Origin of the sequence: Streptosporangium sp. 'caverna', from assembly GCF_003203775.1 — a bacterium.
Taxonomy (GTDB): Bacteria; Actinomycetota; Actinomycetes; order Streptosporangiales; family Streptosporangiaceae; genus Streptosporangium; species Streptosporangium subroseum.
Map to the genome: position 1 here is coordinate 2,311,094 of NZ_CP029711.1, position 22,143 is coordinate 2,333,236.

Below are 22,143 nucleotides of genomic sequence, written 5' to 3' on the forward strand. Positions count from 1 at the left end.
GCCGGCGAAGTCCGCACACGTCACCTTCAACGAACGAAGCACTGTTCCGCGGCTACGGGACGATGATCGCCTTCACGACCCGGTGCGCGGCGACGTCCTCCAGGGCCCGCTGTGCCGCGCCGAGGTCGTACTCCCCGCTGATCAGGTCGGTCCACGGAAACTGCCGCCCGTAGCGGGCCATCACCTGGACCGACCGGTACAGGTGGCCGACGTCGCTGCCCCAGCAGCCGCGGATCTCCAGGTGTTTCTGGTTGAGGTCCAGATGCGGGTTGAACGTCGCGTCGCCCGCGTTGGTGTACTGCCCGACGACCACGTACCGGCCGGCGTCCCGGGTGAGCCGCATTCCCTCGGGAACCGCCGCCGGTACCCCGGTCGCCTCGACAGTCACGTCGGCGCCGCGGCCTCCGGTCGCCTCACGGACCGCTGCCAGGCGCTCGTCGGCGGTCGTGGCGGTGATGTCGAGGACCAGATCGGCACCGAACCGGGTCGCCGCGTCCAGCCGGACCTTCGACCCGTCGACCACGATCACCTGCCCGGCGCCGCGCAACTGTGCCAGGACCGCCGCGCACAGCCCGACCGGTCCGGCGCCCTGGACGAGCACGGTGTCACCGAACGCGATCTCGCCGAGCGTCACCGCGTGCAGGGCGGTCGGCATGCCGCAGCCTCCGGCGAGGAAGGCACGCCAGTCCAGCCCGTCCGGCAGCGGGACCACATGCACCCCCGGCTTCAGGTGGATGTGATCGGCCCAGCCGCCGAACAGCCCGTCGTCTGCGGAGAGCGTCACCCCGTACACCTTCCGGGACGGGCAGCGGGTGGTGGCGTGGCCGACCGTGCAGTACCAGCACCGCCCGCACGTGCCGTACACGTCGAGGAACGTGACCACCCGGTCCACCTCCAGCGGCGCCCCCGACACGTCCCGAGCCGGGGTGCCCGGGCCGAGCTCGGCGACCCGCCCGACGCTGACGTGACCCGGGATGATCGGGTACGGTACGCCCGCGAGCTGCCCCTTCCACAGATGCGCGTCGGTGCCGCACACCTCGCTGCCGAGCGTCTGGAGCAGGACGGCTCCGGGTTCGAGCTCGGGGCGGTCGAACGTCCGCAACTCCAGCGGCGCATCGGGCCGGGGCATGACGACTGCGGAAATCATGTTCTCTTCCCTTCTCTGGACTGGATCAGATCTCTGGACTGGATCGGATGGACGGCGACGGCGTTCGCGGTGACGACGCTGCCGATACCGGTCACTCGTGCGGACGCGGGACCTGGTCGAGCAGGAGTGGGGGGCGAAGGACAGCGGACCGAAACCGTACGGCAGAGACCGCGCTGCCGGCCGGGCTCCGGCGCGATCGAGTGCTTTGGCATCGAAACATGCGCCCCGGCGATGCGCTCGACCGTCTCGCACCGTCATTGAGCTGCGTCATTGCTCCTTAGCGTACGTTTCCGGTCCGTTGTTCTTCGACCCCCGAACCGCAAGATCCAGCCGGAGCACCTGGCCTACCACAGAAAGGTCATCTCAAAGCGGAGTCGAACGGCGCCTTTGGACCAGCGAATCCGAATGGGTTCGAGCCCTGTAATGCGGCTGGACCAGGAGGTGCGGTTGTCGAAGACCGTTGGGCCGATGCTCCGGTGGGTGCGCAAGAACGTCCGCCACTGTCCTCTTCAATATCCGCCGGCGTGTGGCCACGGACACCGAGCCGTCCCTGCAAGCGGTTGTATTAACCCGTGTTCGAGCGAGATTTTTCCGCTCGACCTCCGACGAGGTCTATCCCGCCTGAGCTGTGACGGCGATGAAACCGAATGTTGCACTTCGTGAGCCAGATCACTGCAAAGGGTTGACCTCTTAGTGCGTGAGCTATAGGAAAGCGCTATCCCACTCACTAATTCCCCGAAGGGCCAGTGATGACCCTGAGTCCCGCACCGGCGGGGACGACCGAGGTGCCGGTCACGCCGCCCCCCGAAAAGGCGGGCCCCTCCCACCTCGAGCGCCTCAAAGGCTCCCGCAGCCGATCGCAGGCATGGGCGGCCTACCTGTTCCTGGCCCCTTGGTTCATCGGCCTGTTCGCGATCACGATCGGCCCGATGATCGCCTCGCTATACCTGTCGTTCACCGACTACAGCCTGCTGAGCGAGGCCCACTGGGTCGGCCTCGACAACTACGAGAAGATGTTCACCCAGGACGACCGGTTCATGGCCTCCCTGAAGGTGACGACCACCTATGTGGTGGTGTCCGTTCCGCTGCAGCTGGCCTTTGCCCTGGGACTGGCCCTCGTGCTGGACAAGGGGCTGCGCGGCCTGTCGTTCTACCGGTCGATCTTCTATCTGCCGTCGCTGCTCGGGGGCAGCGTGGCGATCTCGATCCTCTGGCGGAAGATCTTCGGAGTCGACGGCATCGTCAACTCGTTCCTGGGCCTGTTCGGCTACGAGGGATACGGCTGGGTGACGAGTCCCGACACCGCGCTCTGGACGCTGATCATCCTGCACGTCTGGACGTTCGGCGCCCCGATGGTCATCTTCCTGGCCGGGCTCCGCCAGATCCCGCAGAACCTGTACGAGGCGGCCTCGGTCGACGGCGCCGGCAAGTGGCGGAACTTCCGCTCGATCACCCTGCCGTTGCTCACCCCGATCATCTTCTTCAACCTGGTGCTGGAGGTGATCAAGTCGTTCCAGTCCTTCACCCAGTCCTTCATTGTCAGCGGCGGCAACGGCGGACCGGTCGACTCGACCCTCTTCTACACGCTCTACCTCTACATCAAGGGCTTCAAGAACTACGAGATGGGCTACGCGGCCGGCATGGCCTGGGTGCTGCTGCTCATCATCGCCGCGCTGACCGGTGTCAACTTCCTCATGTCTCGATTCTGGGTTTTCTATGGCGACGAGAAGTAAGCGCGTGCCGGCCCTGTTCCGGCCCGCCCCTCGCCTGGTCAGGCATCTGCTGCTCATCGTCGCCGGGCTGTTCATGCTCTACCCGCTGCTCTGGATGGTCTCCAGCTCGCTCAAGCCCGAGGATCTGATCTTCCGGGAGCCGGGGCTGATACCGACCGCGGTGACGGTCGAGAACTACACCCAGGGCTGGGACGCCCTCAAGCACTCCTTCGGCTACTACCTGTGGAACTCGGCGGTCATCACCTCCCTGGCGGTGATCGGCAACCTGGTCGCCTGCTCGCTCGCGGCCTATGCCTTCGCCCGGCTGGAGTTCCCGCTGAAGAAGATGTGGTTCGCGATCATGCTCGGCTCGATCATGCTGCCGCATCACGTCACGGTCGTCCCGCAGTACATCGTGTTCGCCAAGATCGACTGGATCAACACGATCTGGCCGATCGTCGTGCCGAAGTTCCTCGCGACCGACGCGTTCTTCATCTTCCTGATGGTGCAGTTCATCCGCACCCTTCCCCGGGAGCTGGACGAGGCGGCGGCGATCGACGGCGCGGGCTACTGGCGCACGTTCATCCAGGTGATCCTGCCGCTGTGTATCCCGGCACTGGCGACCACCGGGATCTTCACCTTCATCTGGACGTGGAACGACTTCTTCTCCCAGAACCTCTACCTGACCAACTCCGACAACCTCACCGTTGCCGTCGCACTCCGGCAGTTCATGGACTCCGGCGGCGACTCCTCCTGGGGGCCGCTGTTCGCAATGTCGATCATCTCCCTCGGCCCGATCTTCGGCTTCTTCCTCGCGGGCCAGAAGTATCTCGTCCGGGGCATGGCGACCACCGGCCTCAAATAGTCCCTCCCACCCCCCATCTCCCGGAGGTATCTCGATGAAGCGCATTCTGGCGGCCGCCGCCATCACCCTGGTCGCGATATCGGCCACCGCGTGCGGCAGCGACGACAGCAGTGATTCCGGCGGGAAGACGAAAGTCGTCTTCTCGTACTGGGGCAGCGACGCCCGGCAGAAACTGACGGAGTCGGCCATCACCACGTTCGAGGGGAAGAACCCGACGATCGACATCGAAGGTGACTTCTCCGACTGGGACAGCTACTACGAGAAGCTGGCCACCAAGACCGCGGCCGGCGACGCCCCGGACGTCATGTCCATCGAGATCCGCGGTCTCGCCGAGTACGCCGGCCGCGCCACCCTCGCCGACCTCACCGGCAAGGTCAACACCGCCGACCTCGACCAGGACGTGCTCAAGGCCGGCCAGGTCGACGGCAAGCAGTACGCCATCCCCACCGGCGTCAACGCCTTCCCGATGATCGTCAACAGGGCGACGGTGGAGAAGGCGGGCCAGAAGGTCCCGGACGACACGGCCTGGACCTGGGACGAATACATCTCGATCGCCCAGAAGGTGACCGAGAAGAACGACGGCAAGATCTGGGGCACCGAGTACAACGAGAACCCCGCCTTCCTGCAGCTGTTCGCCGCCCAGCGCGGGGAGCAGTTCTACAAGGACGGCAAGATCGGCATGTCGGAGCAGACCATCAAGGACTGGTGGATCCTCCTGCAGAAGATCATCTCCACCAAGGCCGGTCCGAGCGCCGCCCAGATGCTGGAGACCGGCACCAACGTCGACCAGGCCCTGCTCGCCACGAACGCCAGCGCGTTCGGCAGCTGGTGGAGCAACCAGCTCACCACGCTGAGCAAGGGCTCCGGCCAGGAACTCGACCTGCTGCGGATGCCGAAGGCCGAGGGCGCGACCACCGCCGGCATGTTCCTGCAGCCGGCGATGTACTACACGATCTCGTCCAAGACCGAGAAGGCCGACGCCTCCCAGAAGTTCGTCGACTTCCTCGTCAACGACCCCGAGGCCGGCGCCATCCTGCTCAGCGACCGCGGCCTGCCGACCAACCCCAAGGTCGTCGCCGCCATCAAGGACAAGCTGACCCCGGCCGACCAGAAGGTGCTGACCTTCATCGACTCGATCAGGAGCGAGCTGAGCCCGATCGCGATCCCGCCGAAGGGCTCCATGGAGATGGAGGACATCCTCAAGCGCGCCACCGACTCGGTGCTGTTCGAGAAGGCCTCCGCGGACGACGCGGCGAAGACCTTCCTCACCGAGGCCAACGCCGCCCTCACCAAGTAACCGGCATCCGCCGGCGTGCCGTACGGCTCGGCGCGAGCCGTACGGCACGCCGGCTTTCACTCATGGAGTCCTTGATGCGATACGCCTTTGTCGGGCTCGGCCACCGAGTACAGCTGTACATCGACGCGCTGCTCGGCGAGTGGAGCGACACCGGCGAGATCGTCGCCCTCTGCGACGTCAACCGGACCCGGCTCGGCTACTACCTCGACCGGATCGGACGCGACGTCCCGTGTTTCGCGCCGCACGAGTTCGGCAAGATGCTCGAACTCGCGGACGCCGTCGTGGTCGCCACCGTCGACGCCACCCACGCCCGTTACGTCGTCGCCGCGCTGGAGGCGGGCAAGGACGTCATCGTGGAGAAGCCTCTCTGCACCACCGCGGAGGACTGCGCGGCGATCATCGAGGCCGCCGAGCGGAGCACCGGCCGGCTGATCGTCACCTTCAACTACCGCTACTCGCCGCGCAACAGCGCCGTCCGCCGGCTGATCGCCGACGGAGCGATCGGCGACGTCACCTCCGTGCACTTCGAGTGGGTGCTGGACACCATCCACGGAGCCGACTACTTCCGCCGCTGGCACCGCGACAAGGCCAACTCCGGCGGCCTGCTGGTGCACAAGTCCACACACCACTTCGACCTGGTCAACTGGTGGCTCGCCGACACCGCCCGCTCCGTCTACGCCCGGTCGGCGCTGCGGTTCTACGGAGCCGACAACGCCCGCGCCCGCGGCCTGCACGACCGGCCGGAACGCGCTCTCGGCGCGCCGGAACTCGGCACCGACCCCTACCTCCTCGACCTCTCCGCCGACCCCCGGCTCAAGCGCCTCTACCTGGACGCCGAGCACGAGGACGGCTACATCCGCGACCAGGACGTGTTCGGTGACGGCGTGACCATCGAGGACAACATGGCCGTCCTCGTCGGCTACTCCCGCGGAGCGACGCTCAGCTACTCCCTCAACGCCCACGGCCCCTTCGAGGGCTACCGGGTGGCCGTCAACGGCACCGAGGGACGGCTGGAGTTGGAGGTCGTCGAACGCGCCTGGACCCCGCCGCAGGCCGCGATCGATCCGACCGCCGCCGACAAGGCCCACGCCGTCGGCGCCTCCGAGCGGCTCGTCCTGCACCGGCACTGGAGCGAGCCGGAGGAGATCGCCATCTCCTCCGGCGCGGGCGGCCACGGCGGCGGCGACGCGCTCCTGCTGAACGACGTCTTCCGCGGTGCCGGCGAGGACCCCCTGGGGCGGCAGGCAGGGCACCACGCGGGTGTCGCCAGCGTCATGATCGGGGTCTCGGCCAACCTGTCCGCCGCGACCGGCACACCCGTTCTCCTCAACGAGGACGGCACCCGGCCCGCGGACTGAGACTCTGGAGCGATGTCTCGCATGACATCTGGGCTTTTAGGGTGATTTGAGTAGCATGATCCAGCGCTCCCTGAATCGACGGGGGGCCAGCTGGGAGAAGCGATGCACACCGCCCTCGTTAAGCCGGACATACTGTGGCGATCGGCTGACCTGCTGGCGCAGCCGAATGTCCTCCCGGCGGCTCCCGGTGTCTACGGGTGGCACTTCAACCACTCACCGGGCGCGGGACTACCGGCCGGCCGGCTTCTCTACGTGGGTATCGCCCCGCGCCGGATGGCCACGCACAAGAGTAGGCAGAATCTACGAACGCGTGTCCGCTACCACTTCCGGGGCAATGCCGAGGGCTCCACCCTGCGTCTGACTCTGGGCTGCCTGCTCGGGCTCGAACTCCGCCGCGTTGGCAGCGGGAAGCGGCTTACCTTCGGAAAGACCGGAGAGCAGGAACTCACGGAGTGGATGGCTGAGAACGCTCGGGTGTGCTGGCTGCTCCACCCGGAGCCGTGGACCGCCGAGTCCGCGTTCATCGCAGAGCTGGACCTGCCGCTCAACCTGGACCAGAACCGGAACAACAAGTTTCATGCCCACCTGACGAGTCTGCGGGCAGCTGCACGCACGAGGGCGCGTGAGCTACCCATTCTCATCTGACCGTGTGGAATGGTGGGTTTGGTGCCGTGTGCCACAAGATGCAATTTTCCTCCTTGACGAAATGGGTGAGCCGTCGTGCGACGGCGTGATCCACTCTTCGGATGTCTTCGGCTCCTGTTTGCAGCGGGATCAGATATGAAAGAAGACGTATCAGGATGATCTAATTAATTAATGCCTCGCAACTGCAATATGGCCCCTACTTCGTAGGAGGTAGTTGTGGTTCCGGTGGTTGTAAGGGTTATTGTAATGGTTGGTTCGCTACCGCTAATATCTAACATTCCGTTGATTGTGGCCTTGGCCGTTAAGTCTTCAGAAGATTGTTGGCCAGACAATATGTATACTGGATTGACGCCTACGACCGTTCCAATGATTGGAAAGATGTCACTCCTGGAATCAGGAGGATCATAGACAAAACTGCCGCCTTCGCGACTGTCTATTACAAAAACTGCTCCAGTAAAGCGCGCTTGGGCGCGCTTAATGAACTCCGCACTCCCTTGTAGCTGTTTGAAGGAAATAATATTCTTGACGGTGTAGCGCTTGCCATTAGCCTTGTATGTATCAGGGTTTGATTTCTTAGAGCTGGCGTAAGGCACGGGCTCTATCGGTGAGGATATTAACGCTTCAGGGTCATCGGAGACCAGTGAGGCTGTCAACGTAGCAGTAAAAGTTCCTCTCGTGCTCCTACCGAACGCATCTAGTCCTTGAAGGCTGAATGCTCCTTCAATCTTAGATGCCGAAGTGCGGAATCGTATCTCACCTCGATCGGGTACATAAGCGCCTGCCAAGATTCCAGGTGTAGCGGTGAATGAGTTCATGCTTTGCTTAAGCGTTGGGGGTGGATCCACAGGCGTGATAAGGGTTTCTCCGTTGTTTTCTCGAATGTGAACCACTGCCGCATCAAGACCACTTCCGAAACAGGTGCCGTTGGTTCCAAACCAAATAGCTCCTGGTGCAGGCGCTCCCCAAGGATTTCCTACCTTTAGGCACAATTCATAAGGTAGATGATCGGTTGACTTGCGGATGCGCAACTCGCCTTGTTGGTCAAATCTTGCGCTCCCAATAGCACTTCCGCTTAGGACAACGGTGTACGCACCTATCTGTACAGGTGTTGAGCGTTCGGATTGACCGTAATCGCCAATGATGAATATGATCGTGGTAGTACCAATTAGAAGAATCAGAGAAAGGATGGACCATATCGCTTTCTGTTGGCGTCGGGAGAAATTCCCAAATATAAGAGTATTTTCGTCTCCTGTTACAACTGGGCCAAGAACGCTCCCCTGAATATTGACCGATGAATCACCGGCCGGACGGGGGTCTTGCATCAGTACTCCGCCTATTGCTCGATGGTGTTGTTATCGCCGGTAATAACTGGACCGTGAACGTCCCCACCGACCTGTACGGATCTCGAACTAGTTGCTGAATCTGGCCTAGGTGCAGTGGGGCGTCTATGTGGTTTAGGGATAACTGGAGGGGATGGTGGCTTGCGGATCGCGAGAAACCCAAAAACTAGACCAGACACACCGAAGGCGAGACTGGCAAATCCTGAGAGGATGCTGGACCAGTTATCTGCTTCCGCGAGAGTCCGGCTAGATAGGAACCAGGCCCACACTCCGCCACCAAGACAGAGCGTGATCAACACCAGTGCTATAACCGACTTCGTGCGCCGGGTCAATGGATCTACTCCGTTCAACCGAAGACCGCTTGACACAGCACGGTGCGATCTTGATAGGTGATGCCGCCGCAAGGCTCCTAAAAGAAATCATAATGTTCGGCGATATTTTCGTCACCCAACTGGAAGGGAGACTTAGCGGAAATCGCCCGATTGCGACTGTCGGAGACGCTCCTTCTTAAGATCATCGAGAGTAAATTATGGCAAATGCATCACAAGGTGACAAAATGTGGCAAATGGTAAATAAGTTAACTTGTTGCTCAACCTGAACAATTTTGTCCCGCTTTAAGGGATTGGCTGCCTTTTCAGGGGGTGAAGCGGCGGCGTAGTGCTCTGAGAGCTACTCGGGCGGAGCGGGTGCGCAGGAGGAGCGCAGTGAGTCCTATGCAGGCGGCAGCCACTGCGGCGAGTATCCAGGGTTCGTCGGTTTCCAGGACCTGGAGGAGCGCGAGAGCGATTCCGGCGGGGACAGTGACGATGGTGAACACGACCACGGCGCTGTTGACGTTGCGGCTCTCGTCGTCGCGGGTGAGCCGGTTGAAGTCGCTGATCTCGGTGAGGATCTGCTCGAAGCGTTCGCGGAGCGAGTGCTGGCGTTGGTAGGCACTCAGGAGCTGGTTCGGGGCCCCGTGTGGAGTCAGATACTGCGCCCACAGCCGGCGCCGGAAGGCGCTGACCTCGCGTTCGAGCTCGGCCATCGTCGCCAAGAGCGAGGAGTCGAGCGCGGCGGCCATGCGCTCCTCCAAGTGGGTGAGCCCCTGCTTCTGCAGCATGCCGAGCAGTACGGCGTCCAGATAGATCGAGCGCAGATACAGCTCCGCGTAGCCGAAGAACGCGTCGTCTCGCCCCTGGTCGGGCCGCATGCCGACGACGCCCATCCCATCCCGCAGGACAACCGCGTGCCAGTCACTGGAGAGCCGGATGATCTCGTCGTTTGACGGTTCGAGGTTCTGGGGATCGGGGGGATAGTCGGCCAGGTTGGTCCGGGAGGCCAGGGCCCACAGCCACTGGAGGGCGGGCGCCCAGCGCCAGTAGCGAGGCTGCCGGTACAGGCGCGGTAGGCCCTGCCTGGCCGGGGTCACGAAGGAGACGGTGAAGGGCCGGCCACCCGGCTCGATCTTGGCCTGGCCGTCGATGAGTTCCTGCGGGTCGAAATCGGCGGGTGGGGCGTCCCTGCGGCGGGCCAGTGCGCGCAGCAACGCGATGGGCGTTCCTCGCCTGGGCCGCAGATGGATTGCCACCAGCCCGCAGGCATCCGGCTCGTCGGTCACGCGGAGGGCCTCGACACCCGTGATCTCGACGTCGCCGACGACGCGGTGGGAGTCGTCGTGCCAACGCCTCGGATGCGTCGTGTCGCCGTACAGCATGCGGGCCGCCTTCACGCTGTAGTACTCGCCGCGCGCCTCGGCCGTGGAGCGGACCTGGCGATGCCGGAGGATCAGCGGCCCCGGCGCCCAGGTGGGGGTGGCGGGGAAGCGGGCCTCGTAGACGACGACCAGGGCCTGCCGCGCCATCCGGGTCACCGGTAGTAGTCCTCGACGTCCGGCAGGTCCAGGCGGATGACGTAGCACGCGCGCTCGGCGTCTTCGGGATCCACCAGGAACCGCACCCGTTCACCGGTCCGGATGGTACGGAATCCCTCGGTCACGATGTCGGCGTACATGAAGGAGTGGTGAGCCTCGGTCTGTGCGTCGCGGACGATGTAGGTGCCCTGGCGACCGCCGTGCCCGCTGCCGTGCGGCATGCGGTCGACGATGTAGCCGAACCGCTGGCTGCCGGCCTCCTCGTCGCTCATCACAGCTCCTCGACGCATCGGAAACCGACCGCGTTGCTGCACACCCGCCGCCGGCACAACCCCTTGGACGAGGTTTGCAGTGCCCGGTAGGGGTTGTCGTAGGAGCCGCCGCAGATGACCACCTCGTTCAGGTCGTCGAGCACGGTGCCGGTGATCTCCCAGATGTTCCCGGCCATCTCACGGATCCCGAGGGGGGAGACGTTGCCGGGGTGCGCGTCGACCGGGCCGGGCATGGCCTGGCTCAACCTCCCGCGATCGAGCTCCTCCCGCCACGCCTCGTAGGTGATCAGCTGATGGCCGCTCCAGGAGTCCGCGGAGTTGACGATGTCCAGGTCGATGTCGTCGCCCCAGGGGAACAACCGGCCGTCGGTTCCCCGCGCGGCGGCCTCCCACTCCAGGGAGGTCGGCAGGCGTTTGCCCTCGAAACGGGCGAAGGCGTAGGCACTCCAGTAGTTGACGCAGACCGCCGGATGGTTCTCGTATGCAGGGTCGGTGAAGTACGTCTGGACCTTGAGCCGTTCCTGCCACGGCTCGTGGGAGAACTCCGGTGGCTTGTCCGGGTGATCCCACCGCTGCGAGCCGTCCCGGCGGATCGCCTCCAGGAAGCGGTTGTAGCGGCCGACCGTGACGGGGAAGCGATCGAAGCGGACCGGCCGCTCGACGTGCCGGAGCATCAGATGGTGGCTCGGCCCGACCAGGTAGACACCCGCGGGCAGGACACAGTCGTCGGTGGAGGCCGCCGGTGTCCGGCTGGACCGCCGGTAGAGGAACTCGCGAACCTGCTCGGTCAGGCGCGGGCTCGCCTCGGGGGAGGCCTCCCGGTCGGCCGTCTCCCGCAGATGCTCGGCGGCCAGCAGCTCCTGGTACGCACAGTGGACGAAGGCCACCGCGGACGGGCCCGCGAGCCGGAACAGCGCCCGGAGCCGGAAGGCGTCATAGGTGATCCGCCCGCCTTCGAACAGCTCGATGCCCAGGTCGTTAACGAGATCGACGAGCGTGAAGACCGTACGGCCGCGCAGAAAGGCTGACCCGAAGTAGGTCGTGATCGAGGGCAGGGCGGGCGTCAGGCCTGCCGAGGCCGTGACCTGGGTGATGTGCTACCAGGCCAGCTCGGCCAGGTGGGGGAGACTCCGGTCCCGGTCGAGATCCAGGTCGTCGGCCAGGCGCATCTCCAGGGGCGAGGCGGCGGCGGTGACGTCGTGCAGGCGCAGCGCGGAGAAGCGCGGCACGAGCAGGGGGTTCACGCCCTGGGCGTGGAGCTGCTGGACCAGCTTCTCCGACACCAGGGCGGTGCCGTCCAGCAGCCGCCGTACCTGCGGGGAGTCCTCAAGGAAGGAGACCCGGGAGGTGGTGATGACCGCCGATTCGGCGGACAGGACCTGGGCGATCTCGGCGAACAGCTCCAGGAACCCCGCCTGGGTCGTCGACGGCACAGCCTCGTCGATGCCGTCCAGCGCGCAGAGCACCGAGCCGGAGCGGGCGAAATAGTGGAACACGTCGAAGACGTACGTGCTCTCCACGGCCATGTACGGGGTGAGAATACGCGTGACGAACTCGCGAAACTCCTCATCCCGTCGCTTGAGGCTCATGTCGAAGTAGAAGCGGTATCGCCGCCGGCTCGCCGTGGCCGACCGGGCGACCAGCTGCTTGAGCAACGTCGTCTTGCCGCTGCCCGACCGGCCGACGATGAGCAGGTTCCCGCCCGAGGCCGCCACCTCGTCCAGCAGCCGATCGGCCGCGCCGACCTGGGAGACCTGCTGCTCGCCCGTACGCTCGTCGGTGGTGAGCAGATCCCCGGAGATCGTCAGCCGCCCGGCGTCCAGCAGCTGCGGGTAGGTGCCGACGACGTCGGCCAGATGCCGGTCCAGGTCGACGAACGCGTCCATGAACCGGTCGTAGGTGAGAATCCGGTAGTCGCCGCCCAGCGGGCTGGAGGTCTGGCCGGCGCCGTTCTCCTCCAGGATCAGGAACCGGGTGAGCTTCGGGAGCCGGGTCTGCAGCAGCTCGCCGTCGGTGGCGTCCAGGACCTGGACCACGTCCTCGACGTTCTTGCTCAGCAACAGCTCGACATACTCGCTGCGCAGGCCTCGCTCGCGGAAAAACAGCTGGTAGACGGTGTTACGGGACAGCTCGAACCGCTTGACCGGCTGGAAGCCGAGCGTGAGATACAACCCCGCGAGAAACTCCGCCTTGGCGGCCACCTCGGGAGCGAGCTTGGGCACGTCCCCGCTCAGGATGCCGCTGCCGGTGCTGCCGAACCACGCCAGCACGTCCAGCAGGCGGCGCACCGCGGTCAACCCGTCCTCGTCGGCGATGTCGTAGCCGTCGTGGGCGGAGCGGTTCCGTAATCGCTGGATGTCGCGGAGGGAGTCGAGGACGGTGCTACTGCGGATGTACGGCTGCGCACCCTTGATCAGCTCGCTCAGCGCCTTTCCTCCTGGGTCGCCGGGGACATTGTGGTGTCGCCAGAGTTGCTTGAGGATCCGTTCGGTGATCTTCCCGACCAGGGCGATGGCGTTCTCGGGGTAGCCGTCGCCGAGGGACTTGATCGGGCGCTCGAAGTCGAGGCCGAGATGGCGGGCGACCCGGGAGTGGTCGTCCAGCTCGTTTCTGAGCTGGAACAGACGGGTGTCAAGCTCGATGCTCACGCTTTCAGCCCTTCACGCCGAGCACGAAGGCGAACCGGTCCGGAAACCGTATCTCGGGGCCGGGATGCTTGCGGTGAATCTCGGAGATTCCCGCTTCGAGTTCGGCATCATCAAAGCTGGCCAGCAGCGACATATACCGGTTGCGGACCATTCGCGTGTAGCGCTCGACGGTGAACGCGAGCGGGAACTCGTCGTAGGTCAGCTCGGCGCGCAGACCGCTGTGTTCCATCGCGGCGGCGATGCTGGCGGGGTCGGGCTGCCGTTCCTGAAAGAGTTTGAGCGCCGCGCCGAACAGCGGGTAGTCGATGGTCGTCGGCAGCATGACGACGAGGATCCGTCCGCCCGGTCGCAGGAGGCGGGTCAGACCGGTGAGGACCTGCGGTGGATCGGTGACGTGGTGGAGCACCTCCTTGAGGAGGATGGCGTCGTAGCCGTCGTGTGGCGGTGTGATCCGTCCTTCGGCGAGGTCTTCGGCTCCCGCATGCAGTGGGATCAGACGCTCATCGGCGGGGAGTTGCTCCAGCATCGCGGGGGAGGGGTCGGCGCAGACCACCGCGTTCGCGTGCTCCGCCAGACCACGGGAGTAGAGGCCGGTCCCGCATCCGAGGTCCATCGCCAGGTCGCCTTGGTTGAGGCGTAGCCGGTTGAGGATGGCGGCGGTCATCCACTGGATGAACTCCGGACTGTAGGCCCAGTTCTCGTCGTACTTGTCCGCCAGGCGGTCGTAGTGAGCCCGCGTGACATCGCTCTGCACGAGACGTTCCCTCCAAGCCGAGGCACCAGGGCAAGCCTCAGCATCCGACGAGTGGCAACGCCAGTCAAGGAACGGTCAGTCCGTGTGAGGGGTTTCGGTCGACGGCGTCTGAGATCTTCTCGTGCGGATCTCACCCACCCCTTGGTGCGGAGAACCAGAGAGTGAGACATCAGGGAGGCCGGCGCCTGGGACAAGGATGGGATCAGGTCCATAGACGCCGGCCTCTTGGAAGGTCCACGCTCAGCACGGGGGAGCTATCAGCGTGGACCGGTCTGCGGCCAGGCGGTTAACTGTCGCTGCGTGTCAGCAACGCGAAGGCGACGGCCTTATCCACCTGGTTGGTACTTGAGGATCCTGGTGGGATAGCTGCGACGGTGTCCTTGGGGAGCAGGTCCGTCGGCGGCAGCCCTTCGCGCGTTCCCGTATCCAGGGTTTCCCGATTTGGCTTGATGGAGTTTGCCCGGAACGGTGGGGACTGCGGCCGGGTCTCGGTCCCCATCCACAACCTCGCACCACTTCGGTGTTTCGTCAGTGCTGAGAACACGAAGCTCATATGGGCGTCCGCGTGGGTCTCAGCCTTCGCGTAGCCGGAACCACACGCGTTTGCCGCCCAGCAGCGGCTCGATCTCCAGGTCATCTGTGAGCAGGGACAGTAGGAACAGCCCTCGGCCGCCCTCCTCGTCGAGGGCTGGTTCCTTCACGGCCGGGAGGGTGTCGTCAAAGTCGGTGACGGCGATCGTGATCCCGTCCGGGGTCTCGCGAAGCAGCACCTCGCAGCCGCCGCGGGTGTGCTTGTGAACGTTGGTCAGCAGTTCGGTGACCCCGAGCTCGGCTGTGAAGCTCAGATCGCTCTTGCGCCAAACTCGCAGGTGAATTCGGACGATCTCGCGAACGGGCCCGATCACCTCCGCGTACACCCGAGTAAGCACCATGGAGCATTGGCGTACGGGATCAGCCGTCATAACGGGCATGGGACGTCTCCAGGGGGATGGGCGGACAGATCCGGCGACCATGGCTTTCTGTGACTGAGAAGACACTTTCCGTCGTCACGCCTTGATGATGCAGCGCGAGCTACCCTCCAGGCAAGTCATTCTCCAAAGAAAGTCTTTCCTGCAGAGAGAATTGCGTTTCCTCGCGCTGACCCGAGCACTACGCTTCCCCACGTGGAAGGAGGTGGACGTGCCCGTCGAACCCACCCCGCGACGCCGCCGTCTGGGCGCAGAACTCAGACGCATCCGCGAAGCCCTCGGCTGGACCCAGGAAGAGGCGGCGAGCCATCTCGGCTACCAGTCCCTCTCGACGATCAGCAAGATCGAGAATGGGCTGCAGGCACTCAAGATCCAGCAGCTTCCCCACTTCTTCGAAGTCTTCGGCATCACCGATGCCGCGCTGCGAGAAGAACTCCGCGACCTCGTGCGTCGAGCTGGCGAAGCCGACTGGTGGCAGCGCTACGAAGGCGTGGTCGATGATCCGCTCGGCGACTATCTCTCCCAGCTGGAGAGTGCCAACGGCCTATTCGTCTTCAACCCCCTCGCGGTCCATGGCCTGCTCCAGACCCCGGGCTATGCCCGGTCGGTCACCGAAGGCAGCCGAGCCTGGAAGACCCCCGAAGACATCGACCGCTTCATCGCGCTGCGGCTGGAGCACCAGCGCACCATGCTGGAACGCCAGCCCTCGTTGAAGGTCTGGACGGTGATTCCCGAGGGTCTACTGCGACAGGAAGTCGGAGGCCGGGCCTGCATGCGCGCTCAGGTCGAGCATCTGATGCACCTTGCCCGCACCAACCCCGCCATCACCATCCAGGTCCTGCCGTTCTCCGCCGGAGCCCACGCGGGAATGGACGGGCCCTTCATGCTCATGTCCTTTCCCGCCGGGCGCGACCTCGTGTGCATTGAGTCCCTGCGCGCCTCCCTGCACCTGAACGAGCCCGAGACAGTCGAGCTCTACCGCACCACCAGCGACCTTCTGAAGTCCGACGCCCTGTCGCAGAAGGCCTCGCTGCCACTCCTCACCGCGATCGCCAAGGACCTCTCGTGAACAAGGACACCCTCGACCCAGCTTGGATCGAAACTCAGCTCCGCGACGCCCGCTGGCACATCAGCAGCCTCAGCAGCGGCGGCACCAACTGCGTCCAAGTCGCCTTCCTGGACGAGGGCGTTGTGGCCCTGCGCGACTCCAAAAATCCGGAGAAGGCGCCGCACCTGTTCACCGACGCCGAGTACAACGCCTTTATCGGAGGCATCGAGCGCGGCGAACTCCGGCGTTCCTGAGCTTGCAGGATCATCCGGGCGAGGCGGCATGGCGAACGCCGCTGACCACGCGGGTGGACTCACCCATGGGCGGCCCCGCTCGCTGTTGGCGGATGTCTGCGGCAGGGCAAGGCTCCCCACCCAGCGGTGCCGGGCTAATCGAGTTCACCAACAACACCGTTTCCGTCTCTGCCAGGCGCTCGTCGTGGTGCGCATCGCCGAATCCGCGGCTGCACGTATCCGCGTGCCGACACTAAGTACCGAGGTGAGGCGTGGAAGATCTTGCTTGAGACTACGCTGTGCCATGTGAGGTGGACGGCATGCTGCTGAGGTTCAGGACCGCGAATGTGCGATCCCTTCGGGATGAGCAGGAGTTGACGTTTGTCGCGCCACTAGAAGCGGATGCCGCCCGCGAGATAAAGCTGGCGGACGGAACCATCAGGGTGTATCCCCTGATCGGTATCTTCGGCGCCAATGCTTCGGGGAAGTCCAATATTCTCGCCGCCTTGTGCGACATGCGGGATGCGGTGCTCGACTCCTATGCGCGCTGGGCCTCGCGCCAAGGTATCCCGCGCCATGTATTCGGCCTGGCTCCCAAATGCGCGTACGAACCGTCCTTCTTCGAGGTCGACGTTGTCCTCGACGGCGTGCGCTGGACGTACGGCTTCGAGCTGGGCGCGGAGCGGGTCGAGTCCGAGTGGGTGCACAGCTATCCTCGGGGCCGCCGTCAGGAGTGGCTGGACCGGGACGCCTCCCGGTCCGAGCCCTACCGCTGGCCCGGGAAGCGGATCCAGGACCGTGGCCAGCTAGCCCGCCGCACGCGCCCCGACACGCTGCTACTCTCGACGGCCGGTACGGACAACCATCCGCAGCTTTCCGTGCTCTTCCACTGGTTCCGGCGCAACCTGTGGTCCATCGGTCCGGAGGGGGAGCGGAAGGACAGGGAGAGTTTTACCGCGACGCAGTTAGAGGGTGAGCAGGGCCCGCGCATCCGGGAGTTGCTGCGGGTTGCGGACCTGGGCATCACCGGTGCCGAGGTCGAGCCGGGGGAGGCAGGGCGGTCACACGCGGTCCGACTGCTGCACCGGTCGGCTGACGGCGGAGAAGTCGCCTTCGACTGGCAGCACGAGTCTTTCGGAACCCGGTCCTGGTTCGCGCTACTCGGCCCGATACTGCTAGCCCTGGATGAGGGCGCGGTGCTATTGATTGATGAGCTGGACGCCAGTCTGCACTCCCGGATGGCGGCCGAGGTCATCCGTATCTTCGCCGATCCGGATGCCAACCCAGCGGGCGCGCAGCTAATCTTCACCTCGCATGATGCCTCCCTGTTGAGCAGCCCGAGTGGTGAGCGTCTGCTGGCACCGGAGCAGGTTTGGCTGACGGAGAAGGACAAGGATGGTGCTACACAGTTGTACGCCCTGACGGAGGCACAGCCAGGAGAGGAGGAGAACCTGACGGTGTCATACCTGGAGGGGGCGTTCGGGGCGGTACCTGATCTACTGGAGGGGCAGATCGCCAGGCGGATGGCGGTCAGGCGGGGGTCGGGTCAACGCTGATGGCTAAGAGAGCGAAGGGCAAAGACGTCCTTCTCCCGGCACCTAGGGGAAACCGGCGTCAGCGCGCCGTCTTCGTTTTTACTGAGGGTAAAGTCACCGAGCCGAAGTATATTGAGGTGGTCAAAGCGTTGGTGGATGTGCCGGTCAATGTCCACATTGCGAATGAGCGGGCGTCAGACTCCAAACGTACCCCTTCTGACCTCCTCATTCAGGCCGTCAAGCTGTTAGAAAAGAAGAGACACGAGGACAGCAAGGCGGGGTTGCCGCAGTCGATGCAGACACAGGTCTGGTGCATCTTCGACCATGATGGCCGAGATCAAAACGAGTTGAACAGCTTGCTGACGCGAGCGAAGAACTGCGGAGTTGAGATCGCCTTCTCCAATCCCTGCTTCGAGGTCTGGCGGCTGCTGCACCTGAAGTCGGTCAACGGCGCCTTCGGCGGTGTCTGCGGTCAGGTCGCGCGGCGGCTTCCTCAGGAGTTTTACCAGGTGCCGGGCGGTATCAAGCATGTCGTTTCCGAACAGATCAGTGACAGATTCGCGATCGCCTGGAAGCGTGCATTGGAGATGAACGCTCAACATCCCGAGCATCTTGCACTGCCTAGTAGGGATCCCTACACCAACGTCTACCGCTTCGTGGAGCACGGTATGGGCGTCACAGCTTACTGACCTCGCTCTCGATATCTGCCTCCGCATATTCATGCTCAGTGCTTCCATAATGGCTTTAAGGTTCCTATGCGCCCAGGTGCACATCTGGGAGAGCGGCACAGGAGGAACTTACGTGGCTAAGCTTGGCCTTAGGCAACTGGAGCGGCACCTTTTCGGTGCGGCGGACATTCTTCGAGGCAAGATGGATGCCTCCGAGTACAAGGAGTACATCTTCGGGATGCTCTTCCTGAAGCGCTGCTCCGACCAGTTCGAGGCGGTCCGCGAAGAGTTGATCAAGGAGCTGGAACGCGGTGGCCGGAGTAGGGAGGAGGTCGAGCGGGCGGCGAGCAATCCGATTTCCTACCAGGGCGTCAGCTTCTTTGTTCCGGAAGAGGCCCGGTGGCAGCACATCAAGGATACCTCCCGTGCCAAAGATGTCGGCAACCTGCTGAACAAGGCTCTCTGTGCCTTGGAACTGGCCAATTCCGAGGCGATCGAGGGTGTTCTGGAGCACATCGACTTCACCAAGAGGGTTGGCCAGTCTACGATCCCGGACAAGCGGCTTCAGCAGCTCATCGACCACTTCAGTCGTTACCGGCTGCGCAATGACGACTTCGAATTTCCAAACCTGCTCGGCGTCGCCTACGGATGTCTGATCGGCGAGTTCGCCGATTCAGCAGGCAAGAAGGGCGGCGAGTTCTACACTCCACCCGGTGTTGCCCGCATGATGGTCCGTTTAGTGAAGCCCGGCCCGAACATGCGCGTCTACGACCCCTGTGCCGGCTCAGGCGGCATGCTCATCCACGCCAAGGAATATGTCGAGGAGCACGGCCAGGACTTCCACGACCTGACCTTTTTCGGTCAAGAGTACAACGGCGGCACCTGGGCCATCTCCAAGATGAACATGCTCCTGCATGACATGCTCAACGTTGACCTGCGCAACGACGACACCCTCGCCAATCCGCTGCACACGGAGGGCGGAGAGCTGACTCGCTTTCACCGGGTGCTCACCAACCCGCCGTTCTCGCAGAACTACACCCGTGATGGCATGGAATACCCCGAGCGGTTCATGTACGGCTTCGTGCCGAGGGCGGATCTGATGTTCGCCCAGCACGTGCTGGCCGTGCTGCTCCCTGATGGCATCGGCGCAACCGTCCTGCCGCAAGGCGTGCTCTTCCGTAGCGGAAGGGAGAAGGACATCCGCGAAGGGATCATCAAGGCTGGCCGCCTGGAGGCGGTCATCGGCCTGGCCCCAAACCTCTTCTACGGCACCGGCATTCCCGCCTGCGTCCTGGTCCTGCGCGGCACGGCCCAGCGCCCCGAGGAGCGGCGCGGCAAGGTGCTGTTCATCAACGCTAATCGCGAATTTACCTCCGGCCGGGCCCAGAACTACCTCGACGCTCAGCATGCCGAGAAGGTCGTCGCCGCCTTCGAGGAATATCGCGACATCCCCGGCTTCGCTCGCGTCGTGGACATCACGGAGTTGAAGAAGAACGACTTCAACCTCAACCTCCACCGCTACGTCGACAACACCCCGCCGCCCGAGCCCCAGGACGTCCACGCCCACCTGGAAGGCGGAATGCCGCGCGCCGAGGTGGCGGCCCGGAAGGATCTGCTCGCCGCGTACGGCATCGACCCGCTGGACCTTTTCGCGGAGCGGAAGAACGGCCATGGCAGGTATCTGGACTTTCTGCCCGAGGGCCAGCGGCCCGGCCCTGCCCAGCTGACGGAACTGGCCCGCCCGCGCGAAGACGCACTGTGGCAAGCGTTCGACGAAGCGTGGGCGGTCCTGGCTCGGCGGCTGGAGGCAATCGCAAACTCGTCTGGGGAGGATGCGGACCGGAACTCGCAGAAGCGCAAGATCACACTGATGCGAGTGCATAGCGAGCTGACGTGGGCCCTCGTCGATCGGTTGGAAGCGGTTGGCCTGCTGGATCGCTACGCCCTAGCGGGCGCAGTTGTCGGGTGGTGGCGAGAGATCATGTATGACCTACTGACGGTGGTGGAGCATGGATTTGCCGCGGTGGTGGACAACTGGGTGATGGACGTTCTTGAGCGCTTGGGGCAGGTTCCGAGCTTCGAAACGGGGAACCTACGGAAGCCTTCGGCAGCGGAGCGGCGGCAGGCCTACGAACACAAGATAGTCGCTGCCATGATGCCCTGGTTCCTGGAAAAGCTGGCGGAAGCGAACGCCCGAGCGGTGGACTTGGACACGGAACACAAGGACGCCGAGAGTAGAAGAGCCATAGCAGGGGATGGAGATGACGATACCGACGCGGCGTTGGCGGAGAAGAGCGAACTCCTAGCGCTCAAGCGGGAGCGCGACAAGGCCTATGCCACGATCAGGCGGCTGGAAGCCGACTTCCAAATCGCTGATGCCCGGCAATCCCTAGATGAGGCAGGGGAGCAGGACATCGTCCTCCGCGTACTGCGTGAGGACCTGGCTGGCAGGCTGGGGAATCTCGTTATGCGCAGGCACAGCGAACTTGTCAAGACGTACCAGGACTGGGAGGAGAAATATGTACTCTCGTTCCGCGAGATCGAGTCCCAGCTAACAGGGTCCGCCAAGACTCTGCTCTCTCAGCACAACCCGTGGTCGCGGCCAGAGCCGTGGGACTTCGGTAATGCCGGTCCGCATCACATCGGAGAGCACCACCGCGTCGCCCGCAGAATTCATGCGGTGATCGACACCGAAAAGGCCATCGAGGCAATACTTGCCAAACTGGATATCAACCGTCAGGCTGTGCTCCTTCCTGCGTTGGATCCAGTATTCAGTTCCTCGCAAGAGTGCGAACGTCTTCCGTTGAGGGAAGTTATTCGCTCTGTGCAGCGTGGTATTACCGGACCACTGAACCGCGACGCTCACGGCATCCCCGTCTTGCGGGCAAACAATTTTGGTGATAGTGGGATGGATCTCAGAGATCTCCGGTACCGCTCTGACCACACAGCAGGAGCTTTCCTCCTGCGTGCCGGGGACGTGCTTCTCGCTTATGCCTCTTTCACCGCTGAGCGTGCGGACCGCGCGGCGGTCTGGCAGGGCGAGCTGTCAGGAGCAATGTTCTCCTCGGACTTGCTGCGCATCATTCCCGATACCCAACGGCTCCTCCCCGAGTACCTGGTGGAGTGGCTGCAGCATCCGACTGTCTACCAGCGGATCCGCTCCCACACCTTGTTGACAGAGCTTGGGCACCACCTGACCATGGAACGCCTGTTAGACCTTGAAATCGAGCTACCTAGTCTAGAGGAACAGCGTCGAATGGCGTACGAAATCATTGAACTGGACAAAAAGTGCAGCAGAAGACGGACGCAGCTGGCCAAGCTGCATCTGATCAAGCGAACCCTGACGGAGAACCTGATGACTGGCCAGAGGTCAGTCACCTATGCGGACTGAACTGGTATCAACATCGCCCCTGGAACATTCAACGCTCGCGGGTGGCGCGTGGATGCCCAGGTTATCGCGTGGTGGTTGGGCACGGATCGTGCGGATCACGGCCCGATTGGGCGGCTGTCGCCGAAGAGGTGACTGGTTGGCAGAGTGAGGACAGAAGAATGGACTTTTCACCTTTGAGAGGAAACGCACTCTTCTCAAAGGTGAAGAGCACCAATGATGGGAAGTACTACAGGATCGTGAAGCGCTGTGGCTCGTCAGCACGGTCGCCCCATCGAAGTCGGCGAGACGAGCCGAAAGAGCCGTGACGGCGAGTTACCGGGGAAATGCGGCGCTGCGCTACAGCTCCATCCACAGCATGGTCGTCGACTTACGGCAGTCACAGCTGATTTCGCAGCTTAGGGGCAGCAGAG

19 protein-coding genes are annotated in these 22,143 nt (G+C 63.8%); 11 read left to right on the forward strand and 8 right to left on the reverse strand.

Features of this window, described 5'->3' with window-relative positions:
• Positions 1-52: 52 nt before the first annotated feature.
• A complete protein-coding gene (locus DKM19_RS10205) occupies positions 53-1,147 on the reverse strand; it encodes a zinc-binding dehydrogenase (RefSeq protein ID WP_110695485.1) in 1,095 nt (364 codons plus the stop codon).
• Between the two features lie 749 nt (positions 1,148-1,896).
• Between DKM19_RS10205 and DKM19_RS10210 the strand changes: the two genes are divergently transcribed.
• The 5 genes from DKM19_RS10210 to DKM19_RS10230 all read left to right on the forward strand — a co-directional run bounded on the left by DKM19_RS10210 (position 1,897) and on the right by DKM19_RS10230 (position 7,024).
• A complete protein-coding gene (locus tag DKM19_RS10210; protein WP_110705619.1) occupies positions 1,897-2,880 on the forward strand; it encodes a carbohydrate ABC transporter permease in 984 nt (327 codons plus the stop codon).
• Positions 2,864-3,724 carry a carbohydrate ABC transporter permease gene (locus DKM19_RS10215; RefSeq protein WP_110695486.1) on the forward strand — a complete coding sequence of 287 codons (861 nt, stop codon included), beginning with the start codon at positions 2,864-2,866 and terminating at the stop codon, positions 3,722-3,724. Before DKM19_RS10210 ends, DKM19_RS10215 begins: the two co-directional genes overlap by 17 nt.
• 34 nt (positions 3,725-3,758) lie before the next feature.
• Entirely contained in the window at positions 3,759-5,021 is a 1,263-nt protein-coding gene (locus tag DKM19_RS10220) for an ABC transporter substrate-binding protein (protein WP_110695487.1), read from the forward strand.
• 74 nt (positions 5,022-5,095) lie between these two features.
• The gene (locus DKM19_RS10225; protein WP_110695488.1) at positions 5,096-6,379 is read left to right on the forward strand and encodes a Gfo/Idh/MocA family protein; all 1,284 of its coding nucleotides are present in this window, start codon (positions 5,096-5,098) and stop codon (positions 6,377-6,379) included.
• Positions 6,380-6,481: 102 nt separating this feature from the next.
• The gene (locus DKM19_RS10230; RefSeq protein WP_110695489.1) at positions 6,482-7,024 is read left to right on the forward strand and encodes a GIY-YIG nuclease family protein; all 543 of its coding nucleotides are present in this window, start codon (positions 6,482-6,484) and stop codon (positions 7,022-7,024) included.
• 164 nt (positions 7,025-7,188) lie between these two features.
• Here the strand turns inward: DKM19_RS10230 and DKM19_RS49370 are convergent, their stop codons facing one another.
• The 4 genes from DKM19_RS49370 to DKM19_RS50585 all read right to left on the reverse strand — a co-directional run bounded on the left by DKM19_RS49370 (position 7,189) and on the right by DKM19_RS50585 (position 11,375).
• Positions 7,189-8,346 carry a hypothetical protein gene (locus DKM19_RS49370; RefSeq protein ID WP_162641399.1) on the reverse strand — a complete coding sequence of 386 codons (1,158 nt, stop codon included), beginning with the start codon at positions 8,344-8,346 and terminating at the stop codon, positions 7,189-7,191.
• 652 nt (positions 8,347-8,998) lie between these two features.
• Positions 8,999-10,216, reverse strand: coding sequence for a hypothetical protein (locus tag DKM19_RS10235; protein WP_110695490.1), 1,218 nt, complete (start codon positions 10,214-10,216; stop codon positions 8,999-9,001).
• Positions 10,213-10,488: a hypothetical protein gene (locus DKM19_RS10240; RefSeq protein ID WP_110695491.1), complete on the reverse strand. Its 276-nt coding sequence runs from the start codon at positions 10,486-10,488 to the stop codon at positions 10,213-10,215. Before DKM19_RS10240 ends, DKM19_RS10235 begins: the two co-directional genes overlap by 4 nt.
• Positions 10,488-11,375, reverse strand: a complete 888-nt coding sequence (locus DKM19_RS50585) for an SUMF1/EgtB/PvdO family nonheme iron enzyme (protein WP_204358737.1) — start codon at positions 11,373-11,375, stop codon at positions 10,488-10,490. The genes DKM19_RS10240 and DKM19_RS50585 overlap by 1 nt, the downstream gene beginning before the upstream one ends.
• Here DKM19_RS50585 and DKM19_RS50590 point away from each other — a divergent pair.
• Complete coding sequence (locus tag DKM19_RS50590) at positions 11,361-11,516, forward strand: hypothetical protein (RefSeq protein WP_204358738.1); 156 nt, start codon at positions 11,361-11,363, stop codon at positions 11,514-11,516. The two genes, DKM19_RS50585 and DKM19_RS50590, sit on opposite strands and share 15 nt — an antisense overlap.
• A 69-nt stretch (positions 11,517-11,585) precedes the next feature.
• On the opposite strand, the gene DKM19_RS50595 is transcribed toward DKM19_RS50590, so the two are convergent.
• The 3 genes from DKM19_RS50595 to DKM19_RS10255 form a co-directional block, all read right to left on the reverse strand.
• Complete coding sequence (locus DKM19_RS50595) at positions 11,586-13,136, reverse strand: ATP-binding protein (RefSeq protein WP_204358739.1); 1,551 nt, start codon at positions 13,134-13,136, stop codon at positions 11,586-11,588.
• A gap of 4 nt (positions 13,137-13,140) precedes the next feature.
• Positions 13,141-13,890, reverse strand: a complete 750-nt coding sequence (locus DKM19_RS10250; RefSeq protein ID WP_110695492.1) for a class I SAM-dependent methyltransferase — start codon at positions 13,888-13,890, stop codon at positions 13,141-13,143.
• A gap of 572 nt (positions 13,891-14,462) precedes the next feature.
• Positions 14,463-14,819, reverse strand: coding sequence for an ATP-binding protein (locus DKM19_RS10255; RefSeq protein ID WP_162641401.1), 357 nt, complete (start codon positions 14,817-14,819; stop codon positions 14,463-14,465).
• 244 nt (positions 14,820-15,063) lie between these two features.
• Here DKM19_RS10255 and DKM19_RS10260 point away from each other — a divergent pair, with 244 nt between their 5' ends.
• From DKM19_RS10260 to DKM19_RS10280, 5 genes are all read left to right on the forward strand, one after another.
• Positions 15,064-15,927, forward strand: coding sequence for a helix-turn-helix transcriptional regulator (locus DKM19_RS10260; protein ID WP_162641402.1), 864 nt, complete (start codon positions 15,064-15,066; stop codon positions 15,925-15,927).
• Positions 15,924-16,160, forward strand: a complete 237-nt coding sequence (locus DKM19_RS10265; protein WP_239514182.1) for a DUF397 domain-containing protein — start codon at positions 15,924-15,926, stop codon at positions 16,158-16,160. The genes DKM19_RS10260 and DKM19_RS10265 overlap by 4 nt, the downstream gene beginning before the upstream one ends.
• Before the next feature lie 299 nt (positions 16,161-16,459).
• Entirely contained in the window at positions 16,460-17,695 is a 1,236-nt protein-coding gene (locus tag DKM19_RS10270; protein ID WP_110705621.1) for an ATP/GTP-binding protein, read from the forward strand.
• A complete protein-coding gene (locus tag DKM19_RS10275; protein WP_110695495.1) occupies positions 17,695-18,363 on the forward strand; it encodes an RloB family protein in 669 nt (222 codons plus the stop codon). The genes DKM19_RS10270 and DKM19_RS10275 overlap by 1 nt, the downstream gene beginning before the upstream one ends.
• 112 nt (positions 18,364-18,475) lie before the next feature.
• Positions 18,476-21,733, forward strand: coding sequence for an N-6 DNA methylase (locus DKM19_RS10280; protein WP_204358740.1), 3,258 nt, complete (start codon positions 18,476-18,478; stop codon positions 21,731-21,733).
• The last annotated feature ends 410 nt before the right edge of the window (positions 21,734-22,143 follow it).

Excerpts from the sequence above, each read along its gene's own strand:
- DKM19_RS10205 (WP_110695485.1), bottom strand. The coding sequence starts at position 1,147 with ATGATTTCCGCAGTCGTCATGCCCCGGCCCGATGCGCCGCTGGAGTTG.
- DKM19_RS49370 (WP_162641399.1), bottom strand. The coding sequence starts at position 8,346 with ATGCAAGACCCCCGTCCGGCCGGTGATTCATCGGTCAATATTCAGGGG.
- DKM19_RS10210 (WP_110705619.1), top strand. The coding sequence starts at position 1,897 with ATGACCCTGAGTCCCGCACCGGCGGGGACGACCGAGGTGCCGGTCACG.
- DKM19_RS10275 (WP_110695495.1), top strand. The coding sequence starts at position 17,695 with ATGGCTAAGAGAGCGAAGGGCAAAGACGTCCTTCTCCCGGCACCTAGG.
- DKM19_RS10220 (WP_110695487.1), top strand. The coding sequence starts at position 3,759 with ATGAAGCGCATTCTGGCGGCCGCCGCCATCACCCTGGTCGCGATATCG.
- DKM19_RS10270 (WP_110705621.1), top strand. The coding sequence starts at position 16,460 with ATGCTGCTGAGGTTCAGGACCGCGAATGTGCGATCCCTTCGGGATGAG.
- DKM19_RS10215 (WP_110695486.1), top strand. The coding sequence starts at position 2,864 with ATGGCGACGAGAAGTAAGCGCGTGCCGGCCCTGTTCCGGCCCGCCCCT.
- DKM19_RS10230 (WP_110695489.1), top strand. The coding sequence starts at position 6,482 with ATGCACACCGCCCTCGTTAAGCCGGACATACTGTGGCGATCGGCTGAC.
- DKM19_RS10225 (WP_110695488.1), top strand. The coding sequence starts at position 5,096 with ATGCGATACGCCTTTGTCGGGCTCGGCCACCGAGTACAGCTGTACATC.
- DKM19_RS10240 (WP_110695491.1), bottom strand. The coding sequence starts at position 10,488 with ATGAGCGACGAGGAGGCCGGCAGCCAGCGGTTCGGCTACATCGTCGAC.